Genomic DNA, 23,270 nt, shown 5'->3' on the forward strand with positions numbered 1-23,270 from the left:
CGATGAACTATCGTCACGGCTTCCACGCCGGAAATTTCGCCGACGTCCTCAAGCATGTCATGCTGACGCGCATCCTGGCGCATCTGAACGCCAAGGACACGCCCTATCGCGTCATCGACACCCATGCCGGAGCCGGCCGTTACGATCTCGGCTCGGAAGAAGCACTGCGCACCCATGAATGGAAGGACGGCGTCGCCCGGATCGACCGTTCGCCGCTGTCGCCCGCCGTCGAAGAGCTGCTGAAGCCCTGGCGCGATGCACTTGCCGGCGCGCGTGCGCTTTATGGCGCGAACGCCTATCCCGGTTCGCCCTGGCTTTGCCGCCACGCCATGCGCGCCGACGACCGGCTGATCGCAGCTGAACTGCACGAGCACACGCATAAGAAGCTCGCCGCCGTGCTCGGGCGCGATTCGCGCTGCAAGGCGCTGGCGATCGACGGCTGGAACGTCCTACGCGCCAATGTGCCGCCGAAGGAACGGCGCGGCCTCGTGCTGATCGACCCGCCCTTCGAGGAGAAGGACGAATTCGCGACGCTGGAGGCCGAGTTCATCGCCGCTCACCGCAAATGGCCCAACGGGATTTATGCGCTCTGGTATCCGGTCAAGGACCGCGTCGCCGTCGCCAATCTCACCAGCGCCATCCTGGCGGCTGGGATCGGGCGTCTGCTGCGCCTCGAGATCGATGTCGATCGCCCCGAAGCTGCCGGCGGGCTAAGCGCGACGGGCCTGCTCATCGTCAATCCGCCCTGGAAGCTGGCGGAGGAGGCCGCGATTTTGCTGCCTGTCCTGACCGAGCGCCTCGCGCAGGGGCCGAGCCCGCGCTACCTTTGCGAGCCGATCCGCCCGGACGGCTGACATTCCCCCTCGCCTGCCTTTCTCCCACGACCAGGATACGACTGATGCTGACCTTGCGCTCCTCGCCCGCCTCTCCCTTCGGCCGCAAGGTCAAGATCGCCGCGCTCGAACTCGGCCTGATGGACACAATCGAGATCGTCGCCGCCGACACCAACGACCCGGCCGACCCGCTGCGCCAGCAGAACCCGCTCGGCAAGATCCCGACGCTCGTGCTGGAGGACGGCACCACGCTCTTCGATTCGCGCGTCATCGTCGACTATCTCGACCATCTCGCCGGCGGCGGCAAAATCATCCCGGTCGGCGAGGCACGATTCCCGCAACTGCGCCTGCAGGCGCTGGCCGACGGCATCTGCGATGCCGCGCTGCTGCAGGTCTATGAGACCCGCTTCCGTCCCGAGGAAGGCCGCAACGCGGCCTGGGTCGCCAATCAGGCCGGCAAAGTCTCGCGGGCGCTGATCGCCCTGGAGGTCACGCCTCCCGCCTATCCCGACCGGCCCCGCATCGGCGAGATCGCGCTCGCCTGCGCGCTCGGCTATCTCGATCTGCGCTTCGCCGGGACATGGCGTGCCGAATATCCGGCGCTTGTCGCCTGGCTCGATGCCTTCGCGGCAAAGGTGCCGGCCTTCGAGGCGACCCGCTTCAAGGGCTGAATTGCTTTCCTGCGCGGCTGCGCAGAGCCCTCAGCCTCCAACCTCATCCTGAGGAGCCGCGAAGCGGCGCCTCAGGATGAGGGCTCGCGATTCAACATGGCTCCAGACAACAAAAAACCCGGTGGCCGAAGCCACCGGGTTCATCAAGCCCCGTGAGGGGATTGAAGACTAGAACTTGTAGTTCAGGCCGGCGCGGACGACCGAGAAGTCGTTGCTGACCTTGGTGCCGACGCCAGCGTTGGTGAAGTAACGCTTCTCGCCGAGATCCGTGTAGAGATACTCGACCTTGGCGGTCAGGTTGTTGGTGAAGGCGTACTCGAGACCAGCGCCGACGGTGTAGCCGTAATGCGTGGCGTCGTCGGAGGTGGTGAGGCCGAGACCCGTGACCGTGATCTTGTTCTGGCCATAGGCGAAACCGCCGGTGACGTAGGGCAGGAACCGGTCGAAGGCATAGCCGACGCGGCCGCGGACGGTACCGAAGTACTCGAGCTCGCCCTTGTTGGTGCCGCCGACGGTGTTCACGCGGCTGGACTTCATGTCCGAGTACTGCAGGTCGGTCTCGAGGCCGAGAACGATCTGGCCGATCTGGTAGTTGTAGCCGATCTGACCACCGCCGATGAAGCCATCGGGATCGCCGAGCGTGTTGGTGGCGGCGCCCTTGACGTCATAGTTGCCGAAGCCGTAGCCGGCGTTCACACCGACGTAGAAGCCGGTCCAGGTGAAGATCGGGGCATAGATCGGGGCGACGACCGGGCCCTTGCGGGACGGCAGGTCAGCGGCGGAGGCGGCGCCGGCGGCGACGAGGCCCAGAGCCGCGACGCTCGAAAGCAGATATTTCTTCATGGTATACTCCTTAGTCGTCGCTAGTGCCGGCTTGAGGCGCGGCGGGTGAATTCGATGAACCGTATATAAGACGACGCCGCGCCTTTGTCTGTTGCGTCAGAAGCACATCAGGCCTGCAGACCGCGGCAGAAATGCGGCACGAATGGGGATGACTACGGCAAAAGCATTAATCCAGATTAATCACTGTTAAAGCACGCTGAATAGTAAATTGAATACTAATACACTTTTGAAACGCCCTACCCGTCCAAACGCATAACGCGGACCTTGTCGTAAGGTTCCACTGCTCCTGACGCGGGGGTCTCATCGACCCGCTTGCCGGTATCGGCGACGCGTGCTTAAGCCGGAAACGACCAATCACAGAATGAGATACCGCGGGTGCCGCCTCTTTCGATTTTCATCATCACGCGCGACGAGGCCGATCGCATCGCACGGACAATTGAGGCGGTTCGCGCGCTGAGCGACGACATCCTCGTGGTCGATTCCGGCTCGACGGACGGCACCCAGGCCATCGCGGAGAGCCTTGGCGCGCGCGTCGTCTTCAATCCCTGGCCGGGTTACGGCCCGCAGAAGCGCTTCGCCGAGGATCTCTGCCGCCATGATTGGCTGCTCAATCTCGATGCCGACGAAGTCGTGCCGACCGATCTCGCGACCGAGATCACGGAGCTTTTCAGCCAGGGCCAGCCGGCCGCCGACGCCTATAAGCTGCGCATCGCGGAGATCTTCCCCGGCGAGCCCGCGCCGCATCGCTTCGCTTACGCACTCTCGCCGGTGCGGCTCTACCGCAAGGCGAAGGGCCGCTATTCGCCCTCCCCGGTCCATGACCGCGTCGATCTTGCGCCCGATGCCCGCGTCGCGCGACTGAAGGGCACGGTGCATCACTACTCCGTCCGGTCGCTCGGCGAGCAGATGGACAAGCTCAACGGCTATAGCGACGCGCAGGCCGACGATCTCGACCGGCGCAACGCGACCTTGTCCGTGTTCCGGCTCGTCGCCGAATTCCCCGCCAACTTCATCAAGGCCTATATCGGCCGGCGCCATGCACTGCGCGGCGTCTACGGCTTCATGACGGCGATGAACTACGCCTTCTATCGCTATCTCCGCGTCGCCAAGCATTGGGAGCGGCGGCTGCAACGTCGCGCCTCAGCAAAACCTGCGGATGGCCGCGATGGCTGAGGTCGCGCTGATCACGGGGGGCGCCAAGCGGATCGGCCGCGCCATCGTCGAACGCTTGGCGGAGGCTGGCTACGCCGTCGCGATCCATTGCAGCAGCGCACGCGAGGAGGCGGACGCGCTTGCCGCCAGCCTGGTGGCGCAAGGTGTCCAGGCCTGCGTGATTCCCGCCGATCTCGCCGATCCCGTAGCCGTCGAAGCGATCCTGCCAGCGGTCGAGGCGGTGCTCGGCCCGATCACCCTGCTCGTCAACAACGCATCGAGCTTCGTGCTCGACGATGTCCGCAATATCGACGTGCCGACCTGGAACCGGCAGTTCTCGATCAATCTGCGCGCGCCTTCGGTGCTCGCCGGCGCGATGGCCAATCGCCTGCCTGCCGGGACCGATGGCGCGATCATCAACATCATCGACCAGCGTGTCTGGAAACTGACGCCGCAATATTACTCCTACACCCTGAGCAAAGCCGCACTGCTGACGGCGACGCAGACCATGGCGCAGGCGCTGGCGCCGCATATCCGCGTCAACGCCGTCGGCCCCGGTCCGACCCTGCCCAACTCGCATGACGGCGCCGCGCTGATGGAAGCGGAGATCGCCGGAACCCTGCTTCGGCACAAGGTCGACGCGGCAGAGATCGCCGAGGCCGTGCTCTACCTCGCCCGGGCGCGCTCGGTGACCGGACAGATGATCGCGGTCGACGCCGGCCAGCATCTCGGCTGGCGTACGCCCGATATCGTCGGCTGATTGGGAACCGGCGCCGGGTGTCGACCCGGCGTCAGACTTGCGCGTCGGTCAGACTTGCGCGTCGTCGCGATAGGCCGCGCGCTGGCTGCTCAAGGCATCGTCCAGCAATTCGAGCCGATCCTGCCCCCAAAACACCTCGCCATCCAGCACATAGCTGGGTGCGCCGAACACGCCGGCCGTGATGGCGCTGTTGATCGTCGCCGCGTAGAGCTGAAGCACCGCCTCACTCTCGGCGGTCTCAAGCAAGGCGGCACCGTTGAAGCCCGCAGCATCGGCGATACCGGAGAGCAAATCCCGCCGCGACAGATCCTCGTCCCGTGCCCAGACGCCGGCGAGCACCTCACCGACGAAACCGGACGGATCGCCGCCGGCCTCGCGAATCGCGATCACCGCCCGGTCCGCCAGCGAGACATCGAACGGGAAATGCTTGGGGTAAAGCACCAGCGGCAGGCCGCGCTTCTCGCGCCAGCGCTGGAGTTCGAGGATGCGATAGCGCTGGCGCACCGGATGACGCTTCGGCAAGGGCAGGCCGCCGGTCTCGTCGAAGACCATACGCAGCGGCGTCGGCCTGTACACGATCTCGCAGCCATGCCGCCGCGCCATCGCGACGAAAGCGGAGTGACCGAGATAGGTCCAGGGCGAGAGCAGCGTGAAATAATAGTCGATGGAGCGGGGCATGCTGGCTTCAACTCGTTGGAGGCAACCGAAGCTACGATCCTTCGGCACGACGAAACAAGGGCGCACCCAATCCAGGAGCGCGCCCTTGTTGCGTTATCGCGCGACAAAATCAGCCTCGGATCCTTCAAACGGCAGCCGACCAGACTGGCCGCCGCAGGCCCGGGCTCAGGCTCAGGCCGCCTTGTTCTTCACCGCACCGATGATGGCGGTCAGGATGGCGCCGCCGGCGCCGCCGCCGATCAGGTTCGTGAGGATGCTGCCCACGCTAAAGTTGCCGCCTTGCATCGCCGTGGAGAGCGCCGGCAGGACGAGCGGGATGAGCTGGCCGAGAACGCCGCCGCCGACAAGGCCCGAGATGGTATTGCCCAATGTACCGAGATCGAAGGTCGGAGTGGCCTTGCCCGCCGCGTTTCCGCCGATGGCACCGGCGACGAGGTTCATCAAGATCTGTTCCATGTTCCCCCCAAGAGGCCACCCCATGTGGCGCAGGAACGATGACTCCGTCAGCGGATCGATGCAACTCCCGATCGAATGAAGGAAAAAAACTCGCCTTTACCGCTCAATCCAACGTGATCGCCGAGATCAACCGGCCATAATCCTGCTCGGCGCGGTGAGTTGTGCGGCGATAGCTGAAGAAGCGCTGCTCATCGCCATAGGTGCAAAGACCCAGATCGACGAATCGGCCGATGCCGGCTTCCTGCGCCCGAAGTCCAATGAAGGCGGGCAGATCGAACATGGCGTGGGCTGGCCGCTCGGAGGCCGCGAAGAAGCGTGCATAGGTCGGATTCGCGGCCTTGAAGCGCTCGACGAATTCAGGGCCGACCTCATAGGCCTGAGCGCTGATCGTCGGGCCGAGCACGGCGAGGATGCGCTCGCGCCTTGCTCCGAGTTTCTCCATCGCCGTCACCGTCGCGGCAATAACGCCGGTGAAGGCGCCTTTCCAGCCGGAATGCGCCGCGCCGATGACCCGTGCCTCGCTATCGGCGAAGAGGATCGGCCCGCAATCGGCGCTCGACACGCCGAGCGCGACGCCATGGGCCGTGCTCACCATCGCGTCGGCCTTGGGCCGGTCGCCCGGCCAGGGACCAGTGACGACCTCCACATCAGCCGAATGCACCTGGTAGAGGCTGATCAGATGATCGGGCGCAACCTTGAGATGGGCCGCCATGCGTGCCCGATTCTCGGCAATCGCCGCAGCTTCGTCGGATGAACCCATGCCGCCATTGAGCGACGCAAAGATCCCGGTCGAAACGCCGCCCTCGCGGGTGAAGAAGGCGTGGCGGATGCCGGGTTCATTGGCGAGATCGGGGGAAGTGATGAACATCGCTTGTCCGGTTTCATCTGCTAGAGACGGATTCAGACCTGCTCTGGCAGCCGATGAAGGTCAAATCCGGGCAGCGCCGGCAGGTTCCGATGCGATAGCGCCAAAACCTTGAATAATTCGCCCATGCCGGTCGCGCCCTGTTCGGTCAGACGGTCGAAGGCGGCAGAGATCGCGGCCCCCTGGTCGCGACTGGCCTTGTGCGACAGCGCCTGCGCGCGCACGCCCAAGCCCAGCGCCAGCAGGAAATCACGCTGCGTTGCAGGACCATGCGCCGCCGCGCCGGACGAGAGGCCGGCCTGCGCCATACGCGCGAAATCGACATGGACGGTGAGATCGGCCTCACCCGGCTCCCCGAGCGGCGGTGTGAAAGCGTGGCTCTTCATCGCCTGGAGCGTGTCGCCAAAGCCGGGCCGGGCCGAGCCATAATCGATCAGCAGCGCCACTCCGCCAGCCTCGGCAAGGTGACGGGCTAGCACTGCGACGATATCGAGCGCCGCAAGCGGCTGCTCGAGAAGCGCCCCCTCTGGCGCAGCCAGCGACAGCCCGGCGTCGATCGCGGCCAGACCAAAGCTCAGCTCGCCCGCCGCATCGAGCCCGACCAGACGTTCACGCCAGCCCTGCGGCGTCATCACGAACTGGTCGAGCGGCAGCGCGTCGAGGAATTCATTGGCGAGGACGAGCACCGGGCCGTCCAGCGCCGTCGCGATGCCGTCATGCCAGACGGGTTCGGTCTGCCCCGCCAGCGTCCGCGCCTGCACCTCGCGCAGCGCTGGGCTGGTCTCGACGAGATGCACCGAGACGGCCTCGCGAAAGCCGGGCACGATTTTCGTCGCACGCAGGACATCGGCCAACAGCGTGCCGCGCCCGGGCCCGAGCTCGATCAAGCGCAGCGAGGCCGGCGCACCCATCGCCTGCCAGGCATGCGCGGCCCAGAGCCCGATCAGCTCCCCGAACATCTGGCTGATCTCGGGCGCAGTGGTGAAATCCCCCTGCGCGCCGAAGGGATCGCGCTTCATGTAGTAGCCATGGCTGGGATGGCCGAGGCAGAGCGCCATGTAGCGCGAGACGCTGATCGGCCCCTCCTCGCGGATCAGGCCGGTAAGCTCGGCCTTGAGCGCGCTCACGCGCTGGCGCCGGATGACATCTGATGGGCGCGCCTCGCCCGCAGCACCAGCACGAGCCCGGCGAGAAAGAGCGGCAGCGAGAGCAGCATACCCATGGTGACGCCGCCGCTCAGCGCGTCGACATTGCCGCCGAACAGGAAGCCGAGCTGCGGATCGGGCTCGCGGAAGAACTCGCAGACGATACGCGCGACCGCATAGCCCATGCCGAAGACGCCGGCGACCAGCCCCGGCCGCTTGAAGCCGCCGAGGCGCACGACGAGCGCAAGCAGGACAAACAGCAGCAGGCCCTCGCCAAAAGCCTCGTAGAGCTGGCTCGGATGGCGCGGCAACGGCCCGGCATTGGGGAAGACCATGCCCCAGGGCAGCCCCGGCGCCGGCCGGCCCCAGAGTTCGGCATTGATGAAATTGGCGATGCGGCCGAGGAACAAGCCGATCGGCACGACAGCGGAGGCGAGGTCGAACATTGCCAGCACGGGATAGCCGCGCCGCTTTGCAAACAGCCACAGGCCGGTCGCCGCCCCAAGCAGCCCGCCATGGAAAGACATGCCGCCCTGCCAGATCGCGATGATGTCCTGCGGGCGAGCGAGATAGCGCTGCAGATCATAGAACAGCACGAAGCCGATTCGTCCGCCGAGCACGACGCCCAGCGCCACGAATAATATCATGTCGTCGAGCTCTTCGGCCTTCGGCCGCGACCGCCCGGCCCAGAGCGGATCGGCCGAGACCAGCCGGCGCGAGTACCACCAGCCGCCGAGCAGGCCCGCAACATAGGCAAGCCCGTACCATTTCACCGTAAGCGGGCCGATCGACAGCGCAACCGGGTCGATCACCGGAAAGGGTATGGCGAAGACGGGCATGGGCAAAGGGTCCGGTGAACGGGCGGATGTTGATGGCCATCTGAATGAGGCAGGGTCAAGGGGCTGCCCTCAGGATAGCGAGATCGACACCACAATCATTGATGATACAGTGATAGCATTGATATCATCGGAAAGGATGCCGACAATGCCATCCGTCACCGTTCGCCAGCTCTCGGCGGAAACCCACCGTGCGCTGAAACTGCGGGCGGCTCGTCACGGCCGGAGTACGGAAGCCGAGATTCGCGCGATTCTCGATGCCACCGTAAAGCCCGAGACGAGCGTTCGGCTCGGTTCGCTTCTCGCCGAGATCGGCCAGGCGAGCGGCGGGGTCGAGCTTGGCATCGTCCGCGATAAAGCGACCTCCGAGCCGATGCGCTTCGAATGATTTTGCTCGACACCAACGTCGTCTCCGAGCCGCTCAAGGCAAACCCCGACCCGGCCGTACTGCGCTGGCTCGATGCGCAGGCCATCGAGACGCTCTGCCTGTCGACAATCGGGCTCGCGGAGCTTCTGTTCGGGATCGCTGCGCTTCCCGATGGGCGGCGCAGGAGCCAGCTTCAGACACGGCTGGAGCGGGACGTATTGCCTCTGTTCGAGGGCCGCATTCTGGCTTTCGACATCGCAGCCGCAAGCGCCTACGCATTCCTACGCGCAAAAGCGCGCGCCGACGGCAAGGCGATCGCCACCGTCGACGGCTACATCGCGTCGATCGCAGTGGCCAACCGACTGACCGTCGCGACGCGTGACACGAGCCCGTTCGAGGCGGCGGGCGTGCCCATAATCAATCCGTGGACGATATAAGGGGCGTTTGAGAGATGTCTCGTCTGACGGCTCTCAAATCTTGATGATCAGCTTGCCGAAGTTCTTGCCCTCCAACAAGCCGATGAAGGCTTCGGGCGCATTGGCCAGCCCCTCGACGATGTCCTCCTTGTATTTCAGCGCACCTTCCGCGATCCAGCGCGGCATCTCCTGTTCGAAGGCCGGGCGCTGCGCGACGAATTCGCGCTGGATGAAGCCGCGGATCGTCAGGCTTTTCGACAGCACCTGGCGCATGACGACTGGCAGCCGGTCGGGCCCCTCGAAATCGCCCTCGCTGTTGTACTGGGCGACGAGGCCGCAGACCGGGATCCGGGCAAAGGTATTCAAGAGCGGGAAGACAGCGTCCCAGACCTTGCCGCCGACATTCTCGAAATAGACGTCGATGCCACCGGGACAGGCCGCCGCCAGTTGCGCCGCGAAATCGGGAGCGCTGTGATCGATGACGGCATCGAAGCCGAAGGTCTCGCGGATGAAGGCGCATTTCCTCTCACCGCCGGCGATGCCCACGGCGCGCGCGCCCTTGATCCGGGCGATCTGGCCGACGGCCGAGCCGACCGGCCCGCTCGCTGCCGCCACGACGACGGTCTCGCCCGGCTTGGGCTGGCCGATCGTCAACAGGCCGGCATAGGCGGTGAACCCTGGCATGCCGAGCACGCCCAGCGCCGTCGTGACGGGCGCCACAGCGGGATCGAGCTTGCGCAGCTGCGCTCCGTTGGCCACCGCATGGGACTGCCAGCCGGAATGGGAAAGCACGATATCGCCAGGCTTGAAGCCGGGATGGCGGCTCTCCAGCACCTCCGCCACCGTGCCGCCTTCCATCACCTGGCCGATCTCGACCGGCGCGGCATAGGATTTCGCCGCGCTCATCCGCCCGCGCATATAGGGGTCGAGCGAGAGATAGAGGATCTTCAGCAGCACCTGCCCCTCGGCCGGGCTCGGGCAAACGACGGTCTCAAGCCTGAAATTGCCGGGCGTCGGCCGGCCGGTGGGGCGGGAGGCGAGAACGATGCCCCGATTGTCCTCTGCAGTCATGATCGATCTCCCATCCTTCGGCGCAGGCCGTAGCGTTCGGCGTCGCAACGACGCCGCTTTCCATTAAGCTCGGCACAACACCGCCGGAATGCAAGACACCCCGGAACACGACATCGGAGCCGCCCCATGAAACGAGAAGTCATCCGCGTCGAACCCTTCTCGAGCTGGGGCGAGCGCCTGAAGGTTCCGGTCTCGACGCTGGTCCGCCATGGCGACACGCTCTATCTCTCGGGCATCCCGCCCTTCGATCCGGCGACCGGAGAGATCGTCCAGGCCTCGATCGAACGCCAGACCGAGATCGTGTTGGAGCAGATGAAACTCTGCCTCGAAACAGCCGGTTCGTCGCTGGAGAATGTGCTGAAATGCAATGTCTATTGCACCTCCGTCGAACAGTTCTCGGCTGTGAACGCGGTCTATGCGCGCTACTTCCCGAAGGACCCGCCGGCCCGCATCTTTCTCTGCGTGCCGGCCTGGTTTGGGCCGTTCGACATCGAGATCGACTGCGTCGCCGCGGTGTGAGCGCCTCGTAGCCAGACCATCGGCCTTCGAGACCGATCGGCACGGCACAGGATTGCGACACTCGCTCCCGTGCAGAGCTCAGCGATAGCCGAGCGCCGTGAACTGCTCCTTGAACCACCAGAAGCCGGCCGCAGTCACAGCCGCGATAAGCACGAACATGAACCAGCCGGTCGCGGTCAGATTCTGGCGCGAGGCGTCGGCATATTTGAGCCTCTCGCCGAACAGCACGAAACCCAGTCCGCAAATGAGGCAGAGCGGTACGATCGCGAAGATCTTGAGGAAATACCGCACCTCCGGCGCGCCCTGCCGAGCTTCCTGAAGCGGCCCCAGCACGAAGTACCAACCCAGCCCCAGCCCGAGCGCGATGAGAACCAGGCCACCCAGCCGCGCCTTGAGATCTTGCCACATCGATTGAGCTTTCCGTTCTGTCTCGAAAATGACGAACCAGCCGGCCTTATATCGGCCAATGACGGCGGAGAGGATCGTTCTGTGCCTCTTTGGTGATCCGAGTCCGGGGGCCAGCCCGGAATCGACTTCTGTGGCAGCCGATGCCTCAATGCAATCTCTCGAAGGGTCGGCAGCCGAAGCTCAAGAATCGCACGCTCCTGACATGACGAAACCCGCATCACGTCCTACATGCGTGGCATGAATCGCGAACGCCAAAGCCTTTTGGGTCAAGCCGACCTGCCGGATGCCGAGATGGAGGACGAGGAGGAGGGTCTCCCGCTTCCCACGCTCGCGGCTGATCTCACAGAGGCAACGCCCGGCGCGCTGAAGCACGGCATCGAGGTGATCGCCGGCTTCGCCAGGCATCTGCCGGGCAAGCCCGGCGTCTACCGCATGTTCGATCGTGCGGGCGAGGTGCTCTATGTCGGCAAGGCCAAGAACCTGAAGAACCGGGTCACGGCCTATGCCCGCGGCATGGCCCACACCAACGCCGTCGCGCGCATGATCGCCGAGACGGCGAATATGGAGTTCGTCACCACCGGCACCGAAGCCGAGGCACTGCTGCTCGAATCCAACCTGATCAAGCAGTTGCGGCCGCGCTACAACGTGCTGCTGCGCGACGACAAGTCGTTCCCCTATATCCTGCTCAGTGGCGACCACGAGGCGCCGCAGATCGCCAAGCATCGCGGCTCGCGCCAGCGCAAGGGCGATTATTTCGGCCCCTTCGCCTCAGTCTGGGCAGTGACACGCACCATCGACGCGCTGCAGAAGGCCTTCCTGCTACGCTCCTGCACCGACTCGTTCTACGAGAACCGCACCCGGCCCTGTCTGCTGTTCCAGATCAAGCGCTGTTCCGGCCCCTGCACCGGAGAGATCTCGATCCCCGATTATCAGGGCCTCGCCAGCCAGGCCCGCGATTTCCTGTCGGGGCGCTCATCGACGGTGAAGCAGACCTTGTCCACCCGCATGCAGGAGGCGGCCGAGGAGCTCGAGTTCGAGAAGGCGGCGCGCTATCGCGACCGGCTCGCGGCGCTCTCGGCCGTGCAGGCTGGGCAGGACATCAACACGCAAGACGTCGAGGAGGCGGATGTCTTCGCCATCGACGAGCAGGCTGGGCAGTTCTGCGTCGAGATCTTCTTCTTCCGCAACCACCAGAACTGGGGCAACCGGGCGCTGTTTCCGCGCGCCGACAAGAGCCTGACCCCGGCGGAGGTCCTGGCTTCGGTGGTCAGCCAGTTCTACGACGACAAGCCGCCGCCGCGCCTCGTGCTGCTCTCCCATCCCGTCGAGGAGATCGAGCTGATCGCCCAGGCGCTCTCGACCCGGGCCAGCCGCAAGGTCGAGGTCGCCGCACCCAAGCGCGGCGAGAAATACGACCTCGTCGCCCATGCCCAGAAGAATGCGCGCGAGGCACTCTCCCGCAAGCTCGCCGACAATGCCGGCCAGCAATCGCTGCTGGCGGCGCTGGGCGCCGCCTTCGGCATGGAGAGGCCGCCGCGCCGCGTCGAGGTCTACGACAACTCGCACATCATGGGCACCAATGCGGTCGGCGGCATGATCGTCGCCGGCAAGGACGGCTTCATGAAGAGCCATTACCGCACCTTCAACATCTCGACGGACACCATCGCGGGCGACGATTTCGGCATGATGCGGGAGGTGCTGCAGCGACGCTTCGCGCGGTTGGCGAAGGAGAGCGGAAACACCGATCCCAAGACCGATGCTCCCCCCAGCCCTCATCCTGAGGAGGCCGCGCCAGCGGTCGTCTCGAAGGATGTTCCAGAGGGCGATGGAGCCTCCCCGACCATCCTTCCAGACGCAGGCCTCCAGCCTGCTCCTCAGGATGAGGGCTCAGGTGAGATCAGCCAGCAAGCAGTGGCTGCGCCCGCCGAAGACGACGTCGCCTTCCCTTCCCGGCCCGACCTCGTCATCGTCGACGGTGGCAAGGGCCAGTTCGAGGCGGCGCGGAAAATCATGGCCGAGCTCGGTGCGACCGACATTCCGCTCGTCGCCATCGCCAAGGGGGCCGACCGCAACGCCATGCGCGAGACCTTCTTCATGGCCGGCCGTGAGCCCTTCAAGCTGCCGCCGCGCGATCCGGCGCTCTATTTCATCCAGCGGCTGCGCGACGAGGCGCACCGTTTCGCCATCGGCACCCACAGAGCCAAGCGCAAACGCGACACGATGAAGAACCCGCTCGACGAGATTCCCGGCATCGGCCCCTCGCGCAAACGCGCGCTTTTGCTGCATTTCGGCACCGTGAAGGCGATCCAGCGCGCCAAGCTCGACGACCTGATGCGCACGCCCGGCGTCAACGCCGCCACCGCCAAGGCCGTGCATGAATTCTTTCATGATGCTTGAACGTATTTGCGACCTCGCGTCCTTGCGTGTTGACGCTGTCACAGCCGCACTGCTTTGGTGTTTTCCGTGACGATTCTTCCAGACGCCATAAGGCGGCGGGGCCCCTGGTCGCTGCCAAACCTCCTGACCTACGGCCGGATCCTGGCGATTCCGGCGCTGGTCGGCCTGCTATTCTGGCCCAAGGACGACTGGGTCCGCTGGATTGCGCTTGCCGTCTATGTGCTTGCGGCCGTCACCGACTATCTCGACGGCTGGATCGCACGAGCCTGGAGCCAGCAATCGGCGATCGGCCGCATGCTCGATCCCATCGCCGACAAATTGCTCGTCTGCGCGTTGCTCCTGATGCTGGTCCATACCGAGACGATCAAGGGCTGGGCGATCTGGGCCGCTATCGTCATTCTCTGCCGCGAGATCCTGGTCTCGGGCCTGCGCGAGTTCCTGGCAGATCTCAAGGTCAGCGTTCCCGTAAGCAAGGTCGCGAAATGGAAGACCACGGCGCAATTGCTGGCGCTCGGCTTCCTCGTCGCCGGCCCCGCGGGCGACACGGTGCTGCCTCACAATACGCAGATCGGCATCGTCATGCTCTGGATCGCTGCCGGACTGACGATCTATACCGGCTGGGATTATTTCAATGCCGGCATCCGCCACCTCGTCGAGGAGGATACGCGCACGCCATGACCGAAGCGCCGACCCAGGCTCGCACTGTGAAGCTGGTTTATTTCGCTTGGGTGCGTGAGCGCATCGGCGTGTCCGAGGAGACCGTCGCGCCGCCTGCCGGTACGGAGACGATCGCCGATCTGGTGCGCTGGCTGAAGACGCGCGACGAGGGCTACGAGGCCGCTTTCGAGAACGAGGCGATCGTGCGCGCTGCGATCGACCACCATCACGTCAAGCCGAATGCGGTGATCACCGGTGCCCGCGAGATCGCCTTCTTCCCCCCAATGACGGGGGGATGAGTCGTGAGCCGCCCCTCTGTCATTCCGGGGCTTCGCGGAGCGAAGAACCCGGAACCCATGACTGGACGGGACGGCAGGTTCCATCCAGGTTCGCTCGCCCGGTCGTGGGTTCCGGGCTCGCGCCTGCGGCGCGCCCCGGAATGACACTATGGCCATGACGCCCGTCATCCGCATCCAGCGCGAGGATTTCGATCTCTCCGCCGAGATCGCGGCGCTCACGACCGGTCGCTGCGATATCGGCGCGGTCGTCAGCTTCGCCGGGCTCTGCCGCGACGAGGGTGGCCGGCTGACGGCGCTCGAACTGGAGCATTATCCCGGTATGGCCGAGGCCGAGATCGCCCGCGTCGCTGAGGCGGCGGCGCGGCGCTGGCCGCTCTCCGGCCTCGTTGCGATCCATCGCCATGGGCTGGTCGCGCCAGGCGAGCAGATCGTGCTGGTGATCGCGGCTTCCGCCCATCGCCGCGCCGCTTTTGAGGCGGCCGAGTTCCTGATGGATTATCTCAAGACCCGCGCCCCGTTCTGGAAACGCGAACATCTGGTCGATGGCACGATTGGCGGCTGGGTCGAGGCCAAGGCGGAAGACGACGCCGCAGCGCAACGCTGGGATTAGGATATGGTTCGGTTGGGACATTCTTTGGCTGGAGGGCTGGCTCTCGCTCTGCTGCTTTCAGGCGCTGCCTGGGCCGCCGGCCCAGCGAGCAAAACATTCCGCGATTGGGTCGCCGGTTGCGACAACGCCAAGAGTTGCACGGCCCTGTCCCTGCCGGGCGAGGCAGAGGAACAGATCGCCTTCCTCAAGCTCGAACGGCCGGCCGGGCCGGATGGCATCGCAAACCTCGCGATCAAGGTACGGAGCGAAAAGCTGAAAGCCCCGCTCGCAGCCGATCTCACAATCGACGGCGCTCCCTTTCCCGCTGCCGGAAAGCGCCTCACCGCCGCGATAGTCGACGAAGAGGACGCGACGATCGCGCTCTCGCCCACAGAAACCGAGGCGCTGATCGCGGCCGCGCGCAAAGGCACCAAACTCACCGTGACGCTCGCCGGCAAGAGCTATGGCGTCTCGCTCGCCGGCTCTGTCGCCGCGATGCTCTGGATTGACGAGCAGCAGGGCAGGCTCAACACCGCTTCGGCGCTGATCCGAAAAGGGCCCGGCACGACCGTCCCGGCCGCGCCGGCGCTGCCCATCATCACGGCGAAGGGCTCAGCCCTGCCCGCCATCCCGCCCAAGGCGGCGAAGGCGCTGACCGTGGCGCTGCGCAAGCAGCTGAAGCAGCTCGATCCCGACGCCTGCGAGGACAATCCCGAGGATGTGGACGATACTGAGAACGCCTGGCCGCTGGACGCAGCGACCCGGCTCGTCGGCCTGCTCTGCTCGCGCGGCGCCTATAATCTCTCGACGGGTTTCTGGATCGTGCCGGGCACGGATGTCGCTAGGGCGCGCAAGGCCGTGTTCCCTCAGCTCGATGGCGGCAAGGATAATCTCCTCGTCAATGCTGCGTTCGACCCCGCCAGCGGGCAGGTCAGCTTCTTCAGCAAGGGGCGGGGCATAGGCGATTGTGGCGCCAGCGGCAGCTATGCCTGGACCAGCGCCGGCTTCGTGCTGACCGCGTTCCAGGCGATGGACGAATGCAAGGGCCTGATCGGCGACGACTGGATCACGCTATTCCGCAGCGAAGTGAAGGTCGCGAAGTAGATTGGCTGCATGCCGGCGAGGCCAAGCGGAATTGTTGAGCCAACCCCGTCATGGTCGGGCTTGTCCCGACCATCCACGTCTTCCGTCTTCGAAGTCTGCGTTCAAGACGTGGATGCCCGCCGCAAGGGCGGGCATGACGGTAGTGCTTGAGGCTTGCAGCCTTTACGCCGCCTTCGACTGCGGACGCACCGCGGCTGAGTAATCCTCCATGATCACCTTGCCCATATTGCCGGTGATGAAGGAATAAGGCCCGATCTCGGAGACCAGCGTCACTTCGGCAGCCGAACCGGTGATGAAGCACTCATTGAAGCTCTCCAGCTCCTCGGGGCGGATGCGGCGCTCGATCACCTCGAAGCCACGCTTCTTGCACTGCTCGATCACCGACTGGCGGGTCAGGCCGTTGAGGAAGCGGTCGGCGAGCGGGGTATGGACCACGCCGTCCTTGATGAAGAAGATGTTGGCGCCGGTGCATTCGGCGACATTGCCTTCCCAATCCAGCATCATCGCATCGGCATAGCCGGCGCGCTCAGCCTTATGCTTCGACAGCGAGCAAATCATGTAGAGGCCCGCCGCCTTGGCATGGACCGGGGCGCAGGCCGGATCAGGCCGGCGATAGGTCGCAACGTCGAGGCGCACGCCCTTCAGCTTCTGCGCCATGTCGAACATGCTCGGCCACTCCCAGACCGCGATCGCGGTATGGATCGTGTTGTTCATGCCGGACACCGCCATCATCTCCGAGCCGCGCCAGGCGACCGGGCGGATATAGGCGTCCTTCAGCCCGTTTTCCTTCAGGCAGAGATATTTGGCGGCGTCGAGCTCGGCGACCGAATAGGGGATCGTGAAATCCATGATCTCGGCCGATTTGTGGAAGCGCTGCGAATGCTCGGTGCCCTTGTAGATGACGCCGTCATAGGAGCGCTCGCCCTCGAACACGCAGGAGCCGTAGTGCAGCCCATGGGTCAGTACGTGCACCTTGGCGTCCTTCCACGGCACGAGCTTGCCGTCGAACCAGATGACGCCGTCGCGCTGGTCGAAAGGAATGACTGACATGGGGTGCTCCTCTTGCACATCCGATTTTGAACATCCGGTTCGGCCAAACACCGCCACAACGGCGCAAAGCGCGCAAGTCCGGACCGAAAAATGCGCGACGGCGGCCTATTGCGACATATTCCGTCGCCATGCACGCTTGACCGGTAATCTTACGTCTGAGATATGTCAACATCACTGACGTATAGCGGGGATGCTTCTGGTGACGGACACGCAGGCTCGACCGATCGACCCGGCCAAGGCCCCGGCAATGACCGACGAAGTGCCCTTCGATCTGATCGAATTGCTGTTCTTCGCCTATCGCGATTTCGTCGGCGATCCCGACCGCATCCTGTCCGAATACGGCTTCGGACGAGCCCATCATCGCGTGCTGCATTTCGTTCTGCGCCGGCCGGGCCTCACAATCGCCGAACTGCTCGACATCCTCCAGATCACCAAGCAGAGCCTGAACCGTGTCCTCAAGGAGCTGGTCGAGACCGGTTATGTCGAGCAGCGCACCGGCGTCCAGGACAAGCGTCAGCGCCATCTCCACAGCACGCCGGCGGGCGAGAAGCTCGCACTCAGCCTGGTGCAATTGCAGGCCAAGCGCATCAACGCCGCTCTCGACGGCATCGGTCCCGAGGCGGCCCCAATCGTCGCACGCTATCTAGCGGGGTTGATCGATACGTCGGAACGCCACAAAGTGCTGGGATTCCTCGCCAAGCCTCGATGAGCGAGGGGGCCGGGCCTTGGCGGCCAGCAACACGCCAGCGTCACCATGGCGTGCCAGAAGGATGGCTTGACCGGCATGCCGGGTGCCTCACCGGCCCGAAAACAAGGATGTGAACAGCCGATGGCCGCCGCCAGCGCGCGACAACCGCTCCCCGACGAAGCGCCCCATATCCTCGTGGTCGACGACGACCGCCGCCTGCGCGATCTGCTCGGCCGCTTCCTTGGCGATAATGGCTACCGCATCACCACCGCCGCCAGCGCCGCGGAAGCCGATATGCGGCTGACCAGCTTCGTCTTCGACGCCATCGTGCTCGACATCATGATGCCGGGCGAGAACGGTTTCGATTTCGCCAAGCGCTTCCGCTCCGATTCCGCCATCCCGATCCTGATGCTGACGGCTCGCGCCGACAGCAAGGACCGCATCAACGGGCTCGAGCTCGGCGTCGACGACTATCTCGCCAAGCCCTTCGAGCCGCGCGAATTGCTGCTGCGGCTCGGCAACATCCTCAAGCGCACCATCGTCGTCGATACCGCGCAATCCGCGACACGCCCAGATTTCGTCCGCTTCGGTCCCTTCGTCTATGGGTTGGCGCGCGGCGACCTCCACAAGGGCGAGGAAATGATCCGCCTGACCGAGCGCGAGCGCGAAATCCTGACCGCACTGGCCGAACGCGCCGGCGAGGTCGTGCCGCGAGAACAGCTAGCCGCCCAGGGCAGCGCCGCCAATGACCGCACCGTCGATGTGCAGATGAACCGCCTGCGCCGCAAGGTCGAGCGCGACCCCGCCGATCCGCTTTATCTGCAAACCGTGCGCGGCGTCGGCTATCGTCTCGTGACGGATCGCGCGTGACACCCGTGCAGCCCGCCGATCGCCGGTCGCGCCTGGCCCGGGCGACAGGGCTGGGCCTGAACCGGGCACTGGCGGCGGGCGCACGCTGGCGCACCAACCTGAACAGCACGCTGAAGCCGATCCTGCGGACGGCCGGCCGGCCGCTGCGCGGCATCGCGCGCTACATGCCCAAGGGGCTCTATCCGCGCGCGCTCGTCATCGTCATCGCGCCGGTCGTATTGCTACAATCCGTCATCGCCTATGTCTTCATGGAGCGGCATTGGCAGACCGTGACGCAGCGCCTGTCCTCGGCCGTCTCAGCCGACATCGCCATGCTGATCGACGTCTATGAGAGCTATCCGCAGGACGCCGACACCACGATCCTGTCGCGTATCGCGGCCGACAGGCTCGGCATGGACGTCGACATCCTGCCCGATTCCGATCTGCCGGCGCCGGGCCCGCGGCCCTTCTTCTCGCTGCTCGACAACGCGCTCTCGACCGAGCTGAGCCAGCAGGTGGCGCGGCCGTTCTGGCTCGACACGGTCGGCCGCTCCAGCCTGATCGAGATCAGGATCAAGCTCGGCAGGAACGTGATGCGCGTGCTGACGCGGCGCAACTCGGCCTATGCCTCGAACAGCCACATCTTCCTGCTCTGGATGCTCGGCACCTCACTGATCCTGCTGACGATCGCGGTCTTATTCCTGCGCAACCAGATCCGACCGATCCTCAAGCTGGCCGATGCAGCGGAAGCCTTCGGCAAGGGCCGCGACGCCGAGTTCCGCCCGCGCGGCGCACGCGAGGTCCGCCGCGCCGGCAACGCCTTCATCGAGATGAAGCGCCGCGTCGAACGCTCCATCGGCGAGCGCACGACGATGCTCAACGGGGTCAGCCACGATCTGCGCACCATCCTGACCCGCTTCAAGCTCTCGCTCGCGCTTCTGGAGCGCTCCACCGAGATCGACGCGCTTGAAAAAGACGTCGACGAGATGAGCCGCATGCTGGAGGACTATCTCGCCTTCGCGCGCGGCGACGCCGGCGAAGCGGCCGTCGAAACCGACATCCGCGCTCTGCTTGAGGAATTGAAATTCGACGCCGAAAGGCAGGGCCACCAGACTGAACTCGAGGTCGTCGGCGACCCGCTCGTCGTGATCAGGCCCGACGCCTTTCGCCGCTTGCTGACCAACCTCGTCTCCAACGCCGCCCGCTTCGGCGACCGTATCGCCATCCGCGCGACTCATGACGCGCGTTACCTGATCGTGATGGTCGAGGATGACGGTCCTGGCATCCCGCCCGAGCAGCGCGAGGAGGTCTTCCGTCCCTTCTTCCGACTGGACGAGGCCCGCAATGTCGACAGCGGTGGCACGGGGCTCGGTCTTGCCATCGCCCGCGACATCGCGCGCGCCCATGGCGGCGACATCATCCTGGCGGATTCGAGCCTGGGTGGATTGCGGGCGACGGTACGGCTGCCCGTCTGACCAGACGCTGTTAGGGACTATGGGCCCCGGTAGATCATCTCCGGAAGCCTGTCGGCAAACGCCAGACCGCCCCGGCGGTAGCCGGGACAATCTGTTATTCCTGCATATCCCGCAGAAGCCGGCCTGCCGCTACCGGCGCTTCCAGAACGCCCAGCGGGCCGTCTCGTTCACCCGCTCCACATCGCTGCGCGACAGCGCGATGTCCGAGAGCGCGGAATCATCCATGCGATAGAGCGCTCGCGCGCTGGCCCGCGCCGTGAGCCAATCCTCCAGACGCAGGAACAGGCCGGAAAGCCCGTGCGCGGTGCGATGCGTGGAGAAGGCAAGATTTTCTGTGGTGATCATGGCCGGCATAGCGGCCTCCTGTGAGAGATTTCCTGCCCGTAAATTGGGGGTTGTGGAGCCTCTAAGCAAATGAGAAGTTCTTCGCCCCAGCCCAAGCAAAACTTGGCCATACGATGACCCGCCGCCAGCTCCCGCCCCTCACTTCCTTGCGCGCCTTCGAGGCCGCCGCGCGGCACCTCAACTATGAGCGTGCAGGCGACGAGCTCGCCGTCACTGCCAGCGCAGTCGGCCAGCAGGTGAAGACGCTTGAAGCCTGGCTCCGGCGGCCTCTCTTCATCAGGCTGCCGAGCAAGGGCATCGCGCTGACGGGAATCGGACAGCGCTATGCCGCCTCGATCTCACAATTGCTCGACCAGCTCGACGAGGCCACGGCGCGGGCGCTGCGGCCCGATGCGTCGAACGTCCTGACGGTCAGCACCATGCCGAGCTTCGCCCTGAGCTGGCTGATCCCGCGACTGGGCACGCTCAAGCAGCGCCATCCCGAGCTCGAGGTTCGTATCTCGGTTTCGCTCCACCTGACCGACTTCGCGCGCGAGGACGTCGATGTGGCGGTCCGCTACGGGCCCGGTGGCTATCAGGGCCTGCATTCGGAGCTGCTGATGGCGGAGAGTTTCTTTCCCGTCTGCAACGCAGCGCTGCTCAACGATCCGGCCCGCCCGCTGCGCCAGCCCTCGGATTTGCGCCACCATACCTTGCTGCACGAGCACGCGGAGGGCATCCCGGATTACGTCACCTGGCCAAAATGGCTCGCCTTCGCCGGTGTCAACGACATCGACGCGACGCACGGGCCGCGCTTCTCGCACACCTTCCTCGCTTTGCAGGCGGCGGCCTCCGGCCAGGGCATCGCGCTGGCGACGAGCGCCCTGATCGGCGACTATCTCGACGCCGGGCGCCTCGTCCGCCCGTTTCCGCAACAGTTGCAGAGCTCCTTCCAGTATTATGTGGTCTGCCCCGAGGCCTCCGCAGAGCGGCCCGCAATCGCCGCGTTCCGCAGCTGGATCCGCGAAGAGGCCGCCCAGCACGCCGATCTACGCTGATCACGGCGGGCGGCCAGTGCGCCACGGCCGCCCGCCTCGAATGGCAGTAGCGTCCGGCCTCACCTCGTCGCATCATGGCCTCCGGCGAGCGAAGCATAGCTTCCCGATCGGGGACAGGGGGAACGGATGATGGCGACGACGAAGATGCTTTTGCTCTCGGCACTGCTGCTAGCGCTGCCCTGCGCCGCTTCGGCCGAAGAGGTCGTTGAACTCGGCGGCGGCCTGTTCGGCGGCGGCCGGGCCTTGCTCAACAAGCCCGCCGGCAAGGTCAGGGCCGGGCTCGTCCTGCTGACCGGCGGCGACGGCTATGTCGGGATAAGCAGCGGCGGCGATGTCGCCCGGCAAGGCAACTGGATCGTGCGCATGCGCGGTGCCTATGCCCGCAGCGGCATCGCCAGCATTCTCGTCGATGGCGACGCCGATCCGAGCAAGGCGATCGATGTCATGCGCAGCATCGCGCCGCGCGTCATCGTCGTCGCGATGAGCCGGGGGTCGCTCAAGGTTCCAGGCCTGCTCGCGTCGCGGCCCGACGGCGTGGTCTTCGTCTCGTCGATGCTCGACGACGTCCGCGCCACGCTGGGCGATCCCTCGCGCCTGCCGCCGACGCTGGTCGTGCATCATCGCCAGGATAGTTGCCGCGTGACGCTGGCGGACTCGGTCGCGCCCTTCCAGAGCTGGGCAGGAAATCGCGCCAGGACGGTTTGGATCGATGGCGGCACCTCGACCGGCAATCCCTGTCAGGCGCAAGCCTATCACGGCTTCATCGGCCGCGAAGGCGCCGTTGTCTCCGCGATCACGAGCTTTGCGGGATCGCTGCGCTGAACCATTCCGGATGTCGCAGCGTCAGAGGCCGGGCTCGGGCCGGATGACGCTCAGATGCAGCAGGCGCGCGGCCGCAAAATCGATGAAGGCGCGCACCTTCGGCGCCAGGCGCTGGCCGCTGGGCACCACGAGTTGGACCGGTGACGGCGGCGGCTCGAGCTCCGGCAGCAGGCGAACGAGCGCACCCGCCGCGAGATCGTCGGCCGCCTGATAGGACAGCAACCGCGCCAGGCCACGCCCGGCCCGCGCCGCGATCAGCACCGCCTCGACCTCGTTGATGATGAGACGCGGCGTGATCGCGATGCGCGAGGACCGCCCCCCTCCCCCAAAACGCCAGATCAGATCGCCGCCGGCGCCGACATTGGCGATGACATCGTGCCCAGCGATATCGGCAAGGCGCTTGGGCGCCGGCCGGCGCTGCAGATAGGCCGGAGACGCCACCAGCACGCGCCTGACTTCGCCGACCTTGCGCACGACCAACCGCGAATTGGGCAGCATCCCGATCCGCAGCGCGACATGCAGATCCTCCTCGATCAGATCGAGATTGCGGTCGGCCAGCACGAGCTCGACCTGCAGCTCAGGATGAAGATCGAGGAATTCAGCGACCAGCGGCGTCACATGCCTTCGCCCGAAGGCGAGCGGCGCGGTTACCCGCAACAGGCCGCGAACCGGTGCCGCCGCCACGCCGCCCAGCGTCTCCTCGTAATCCGCCAGCATGCGCCGCGCCGCGACCGCCAATTCCTGCCCGGCTTCGGTCGGCGCGAGCTGGCGGGTGGTGCGGGCGATCAGCCTTGCGCCGATACGCTCCTCGAGCCCGGCGAGTGCGCGCGTTACGGCCGGGCGCGAGCGACGCAGGCGCCGCGCCGCGCCCGCAAGGCTGCCGGCGTCGATGATGGCGACGAAGATCGAGAGCTCGTCGAGACGATCCACGGACTGTT

General features: G+C 65.5%; 28 protein-coding genes. 17 read left to right on the forward strand and 11 right to left on the reverse strand.

Annotation, left to right across the window (positions count from 1 at the left end; all coding sequences use genetic code 11):
* The first annotated feature begins 2 nt into the window (after positions 1-2).
* Both rlmJ and BMZ97_RS07670 read left to right on the forward strand, forming a co-directional pair.
* Positions 3-854 (forward strand): 23S rRNA (adenine(2030)-N(6))-methyltransferase RlmJ, encoded by an 852-nt coding sequence (rlmJ, locus tag BMZ97_RS07665; protein WP_092167238.1) that lies wholly within the window; start codon positions 3-5, stop codon positions 852-854.
* Positions 855-898: 44 nt separating this feature from the next.
* Positions 899-1,504 carry a glutathione S-transferase gene (locus BMZ97_RS07670; RefSeq protein WP_092167240.1) on the forward strand — a complete coding sequence of 202 codons (606 nt, stop codon included), beginning with the start codon at positions 899-901 and terminating at the stop codon, positions 1,502-1,504.
* A 168-nt stretch (positions 1,505-1,672) separates the two neighbouring features.
* Here BMZ97_RS07670 and BMZ97_RS07675 read toward each other — a convergent pair whose 3' ends face one another.
* Positions 1,673-2,347 (reverse strand): outer membrane protein, encoded by a 675-nt coding sequence (locus BMZ97_RS07675; RefSeq protein WP_092167241.1) that lies wholly within the window; start codon positions 2,345-2,347, stop codon positions 1,673-1,675.
* A gap of 375 nt (positions 2,348-2,722) precedes the next feature.
* Here BMZ97_RS07675 and BMZ97_RS07680 point away from each other — a divergent pair, with 375 nt between their 5' ends.
* Together BMZ97_RS07680 and BMZ97_RS07685 are read left to right on the forward strand one after the other, a co-directional pair.
* On the forward strand, positions 2,723-3,520 hold the full coding sequence (locus tag BMZ97_RS07680; RefSeq protein ID WP_092167243.1) for a glycosyltransferase family 2 protein: 798 nt from the start codon (positions 2,723-2,725) through the stop codon (positions 3,518-3,520).
* Positions 3,513-4,259, forward strand: coding sequence for an SDR family oxidoreductase (locus BMZ97_RS07685; RefSeq protein ID WP_092168734.1), 747 nt, complete (start codon positions 3,513-3,515; stop codon positions 4,257-4,259). The genes BMZ97_RS07680 and BMZ97_RS07685 overlap by 8 nt, the downstream gene beginning before the upstream one ends.
* A gap of 48 nt (positions 4,260-4,307) precedes the next feature.
* On the opposite strand, the gene BMZ97_RS07690 is transcribed toward BMZ97_RS07685, so the two are convergent.
* The 5 genes from BMZ97_RS07690 to lgt form a co-directional block, all read right to left on the reverse strand.
* Positions 4,308-4,937 (reverse strand): 2-hydroxychromene-2-carboxylate isomerase, encoded by a 630-nt coding sequence (locus BMZ97_RS07690; protein WP_092167244.1) that lies wholly within the window; start codon positions 4,935-4,937, stop codon positions 4,308-4,310.
* 171 nt (positions 4,938-5,108) lie between these two features.
* Positions 5,109-5,378 carry a hypothetical protein gene (locus BMZ97_RS07695; protein ID WP_348272100.1) on the reverse strand — a complete coding sequence of 90 codons (270 nt, stop codon included), beginning with the start codon at positions 5,376-5,378 and terminating at the stop codon, positions 5,109-5,111.
* A gap of 118 nt (positions 5,379-5,496) precedes the next feature.
* Positions 5,497-6,261 carry a peptidoglycan editing factor PgeF gene (pgeF, locus tag BMZ97_RS07700; RefSeq protein ID WP_092167247.1) on the reverse strand — a complete coding sequence of 255 codons (765 nt, stop codon included), beginning with the start codon at positions 6,259-6,261 and terminating at the stop codon, positions 5,497-5,499.
* A gap of 32 nt (positions 6,262-6,293) precedes the next feature.
* Entirely contained in the window at positions 6,294-7,385 is a 1,092-nt protein-coding gene (locus BMZ97_RS07705) for a class I SAM-dependent methyltransferase (protein WP_092167249.1), read from the reverse strand.
* Positions 7,382-8,242 (reverse strand): prolipoprotein diacylglyceryl transferase, encoded by an 861-nt coding sequence (gene lgt, locus BMZ97_RS07710; RefSeq protein WP_175525468.1) that lies wholly within the window; start codon positions 8,240-8,242, stop codon positions 7,382-7,384. Before lgt ends, BMZ97_RS07705 begins: the two co-directional genes overlap by 4 nt.
* 145 nt (positions 8,243-8,387) lie before the next feature.
* Between lgt and BMZ97_RS07715 the strand changes: the two genes are divergently transcribed.
* Entirely contained in the window at positions 8,388-8,627 is a 240-nt protein-coding gene (locus BMZ97_RS07715; protein ID WP_092168737.1) for a FitA-like ribbon-helix-helix domain-containing protein, read from the forward strand.
* Positions 8,624-9,043 carry a type II toxin-antitoxin system VapC family toxin gene (locus BMZ97_RS07720; RefSeq protein ID WP_092167252.1) on the forward strand — a complete coding sequence of 140 codons (420 nt, stop codon included), beginning with the start codon at positions 8,624-8,626 and terminating at the stop codon, positions 9,041-9,043. Before BMZ97_RS07715 ends, BMZ97_RS07720 begins: the two co-directional genes overlap by 4 nt.
* Positions 9,044-9,076: 33 nt before the next feature.
* On the opposite strand, the gene BMZ97_RS07725 is transcribed toward BMZ97_RS07720, so the two are convergent.
* Positions 9,077-10,093 carry an NADP-dependent oxidoreductase gene (locus BMZ97_RS07725; RefSeq protein ID WP_092167254.1) on the reverse strand — a complete coding sequence of 339 codons (1,017 nt, stop codon included), beginning with the start codon at positions 10,091-10,093 and terminating at the stop codon, positions 9,077-9,079.
* A 126-nt stretch (positions 10,094-10,219) separates the two neighbouring features.
* Between BMZ97_RS07725 and BMZ97_RS07730 the strand changes: the two genes are divergently transcribed.
* The gene (locus BMZ97_RS07730; RefSeq protein WP_092167255.1) at positions 10,220-10,612 is read left to right on the forward strand and encodes a RidA family protein; all 393 of its coding nucleotides are present in this window, start codon (positions 10,220-10,222) and stop codon (positions 10,610-10,612) included.
* Positions 10,613-10,690: 78 nt separating this feature from the next.
* On the opposite strand, the gene BMZ97_RS07735 is transcribed toward BMZ97_RS07730, so the two are convergent.
* Positions 10,691-11,020: a hypothetical protein gene (locus tag BMZ97_RS07735; RefSeq protein WP_092167257.1), complete on the reverse strand. Its 330-nt coding sequence runs from the start codon at positions 11,018-11,020 to the stop codon at positions 10,691-10,693.
* A 228-nt stretch (positions 11,021-11,248) separates the two neighbouring features.
* Between BMZ97_RS07735 and uvrC the strand changes: the two genes are divergently transcribed.
* From uvrC to BMZ97_RS07760, 5 genes are all read left to right on the forward strand, one after another.
* Positions 11,249-13,417 (forward strand): excinuclease ABC subunit UvrC, encoded by a 2,169-nt coding sequence (gene uvrC / locus BMZ97_RS07740; protein ID WP_092167259.1) that lies wholly within the window; start codon positions 11,249-11,251, stop codon positions 13,415-13,417.
* Between the two features lie 66 nt (positions 13,418-13,483).
* A complete protein-coding gene (pgsA, locus tag BMZ97_RS07745; RefSeq protein ID WP_092168740.1) occupies positions 13,484-14,095 on the forward strand; it encodes a CDP-diacylglycerol--glycerol-3-phosphate 3-phosphatidyltransferase in 612 nt (203 codons plus the stop codon).
* A 26-nt stretch (positions 14,096-14,121) separates the two neighbouring features.
* Complete coding sequence (gene moaD / locus BMZ97_RS07750; protein ID WP_092168743.1) at positions 14,122-14,373, forward strand: molybdopterin converting factor subunit 1; 252 nt, start codon at positions 14,122-14,124, stop codon at positions 14,371-14,373.
* A gap of 148 nt (positions 14,374-14,521) precedes the next feature.
* On the forward strand, positions 14,522-14,983 hold the full coding sequence (locus BMZ97_RS07755; RefSeq protein WP_092167260.1) for a molybdenum cofactor biosynthesis protein MoaE: 462 nt from the start codon (positions 14,522-14,524) through the stop codon (positions 14,981-14,983).
* A 12-nt stretch (positions 14,984-14,995) separates the two neighbouring features.
* Positions 14,996-16,066, forward strand: a complete 1,071-nt coding sequence (locus tag BMZ97_RS07760) for a DUF1176 domain-containing protein (RefSeq protein ID WP_175525470.1) — start codon at positions 14,996-14,998, stop codon at positions 16,064-16,066.
* A gap of 162 nt (positions 16,067-16,228) precedes the next feature.
* Here BMZ97_RS07760 and BMZ97_RS07765 read toward each other — a convergent pair whose 3' ends face one another.
* The gene (locus tag BMZ97_RS07765; protein ID WP_092167263.1) at positions 16,229-17,116 is read right to left on the reverse strand and encodes a branched-chain amino acid aminotransferase; all 888 of its coding nucleotides are present in this window, start codon (positions 17,114-17,116) and stop codon (positions 16,229-16,231) included.
* Between the two features lie 247 nt (positions 17,117-17,363).
* On the opposite strand from BMZ97_RS07765, the gene BMZ97_RS07770 reads away from it, so the two are divergent.
* The 3 genes from BMZ97_RS07770 (at position 17,364) to BMZ97_RS07780 (ending at position 20,128) form a co-directional block, all read left to right on the forward strand.
* Positions 17,364-17,825 (forward strand): MarR family winged helix-turn-helix transcriptional regulator, encoded by a 462-nt coding sequence (locus BMZ97_RS07770; RefSeq protein WP_244546347.1) that lies wholly within the window; start codon positions 17,364-17,366, stop codon positions 17,823-17,825.
* 120 nt (positions 17,826-17,945) lie between these two features.
* A complete protein-coding gene (locus tag BMZ97_RS07775; protein ID WP_092167267.1) occupies positions 17,946-18,674 on the forward strand; it encodes a response regulator in 729 nt (242 codons plus the stop codon).
* Between the two features lie 110 nt (positions 18,675-18,784).
* Positions 18,785-20,128, forward strand: coding sequence for an ATP-binding protein (locus BMZ97_RS07780; RefSeq protein WP_244546348.1), 1,344 nt, complete (start codon positions 18,785-18,787; stop codon positions 20,126-20,128).
* Between the two features lie 129 nt (positions 20,129-20,257).
* Here the strand turns inward: BMZ97_RS07780 and BMZ97_RS07785 are convergent, their stop codons facing one another.
* A complete protein-coding gene (locus BMZ97_RS07785) occupies positions 20,258-20,482 on the reverse strand; it encodes a DUF1127 domain-containing protein (protein WP_092167268.1) in 225 nt (74 codons plus the stop codon).
* Positions 20,483-20,586: 104 nt separating this feature from the next.
* On the opposite strand from BMZ97_RS07785, the gene BMZ97_RS07790 reads away from it, so the two are divergent.
* Both BMZ97_RS07790 and BMZ97_RS07795 read left to right on the forward strand, forming a co-directional pair.
* Positions 20,587-21,510 (forward strand): transcriptional regulator GcvA, encoded by a 924-nt coding sequence (locus tag BMZ97_RS07790; RefSeq protein WP_092167270.1) that lies wholly within the window; start codon positions 20,587-20,589, stop codon positions 21,508-21,510.
* A 129-nt stretch (positions 21,511-21,639) separates the two neighbouring features.
* The gene (locus BMZ97_RS07795; protein ID WP_139221173.1) at positions 21,640-22,332 is read left to right on the forward strand and encodes an alpha/beta hydrolase; all 693 of its coding nucleotides are present in this window, start codon (positions 21,640-21,642) and stop codon (positions 22,330-22,332) included.
* Between the two features lie 21 nt (positions 22,333-22,353).
* Here BMZ97_RS07795 and BMZ97_RS07800 read toward each other — a convergent pair whose 3' ends face one another.
* Positions 22,354-23,262: a LysR family transcriptional regulator gene (locus tag BMZ97_RS07800; RefSeq protein ID WP_092167273.1), complete on the reverse strand. Its 909-nt coding sequence runs from the start codon at positions 23,260-23,262 to the stop codon at positions 22,354-22,356.
* Between the last annotated feature and the right edge of the window lie 8 nt (positions 23,263-23,270).

Origin of the sequence: Allobosea sp. OK403 (assembly GCF_900113835.1) — a bacterium.
Classification (GTDB): Bacteria; Pseudomonadota; Alphaproteobacteria; order Rhizobiales; family Beijerinckiaceae; genus Allobosea.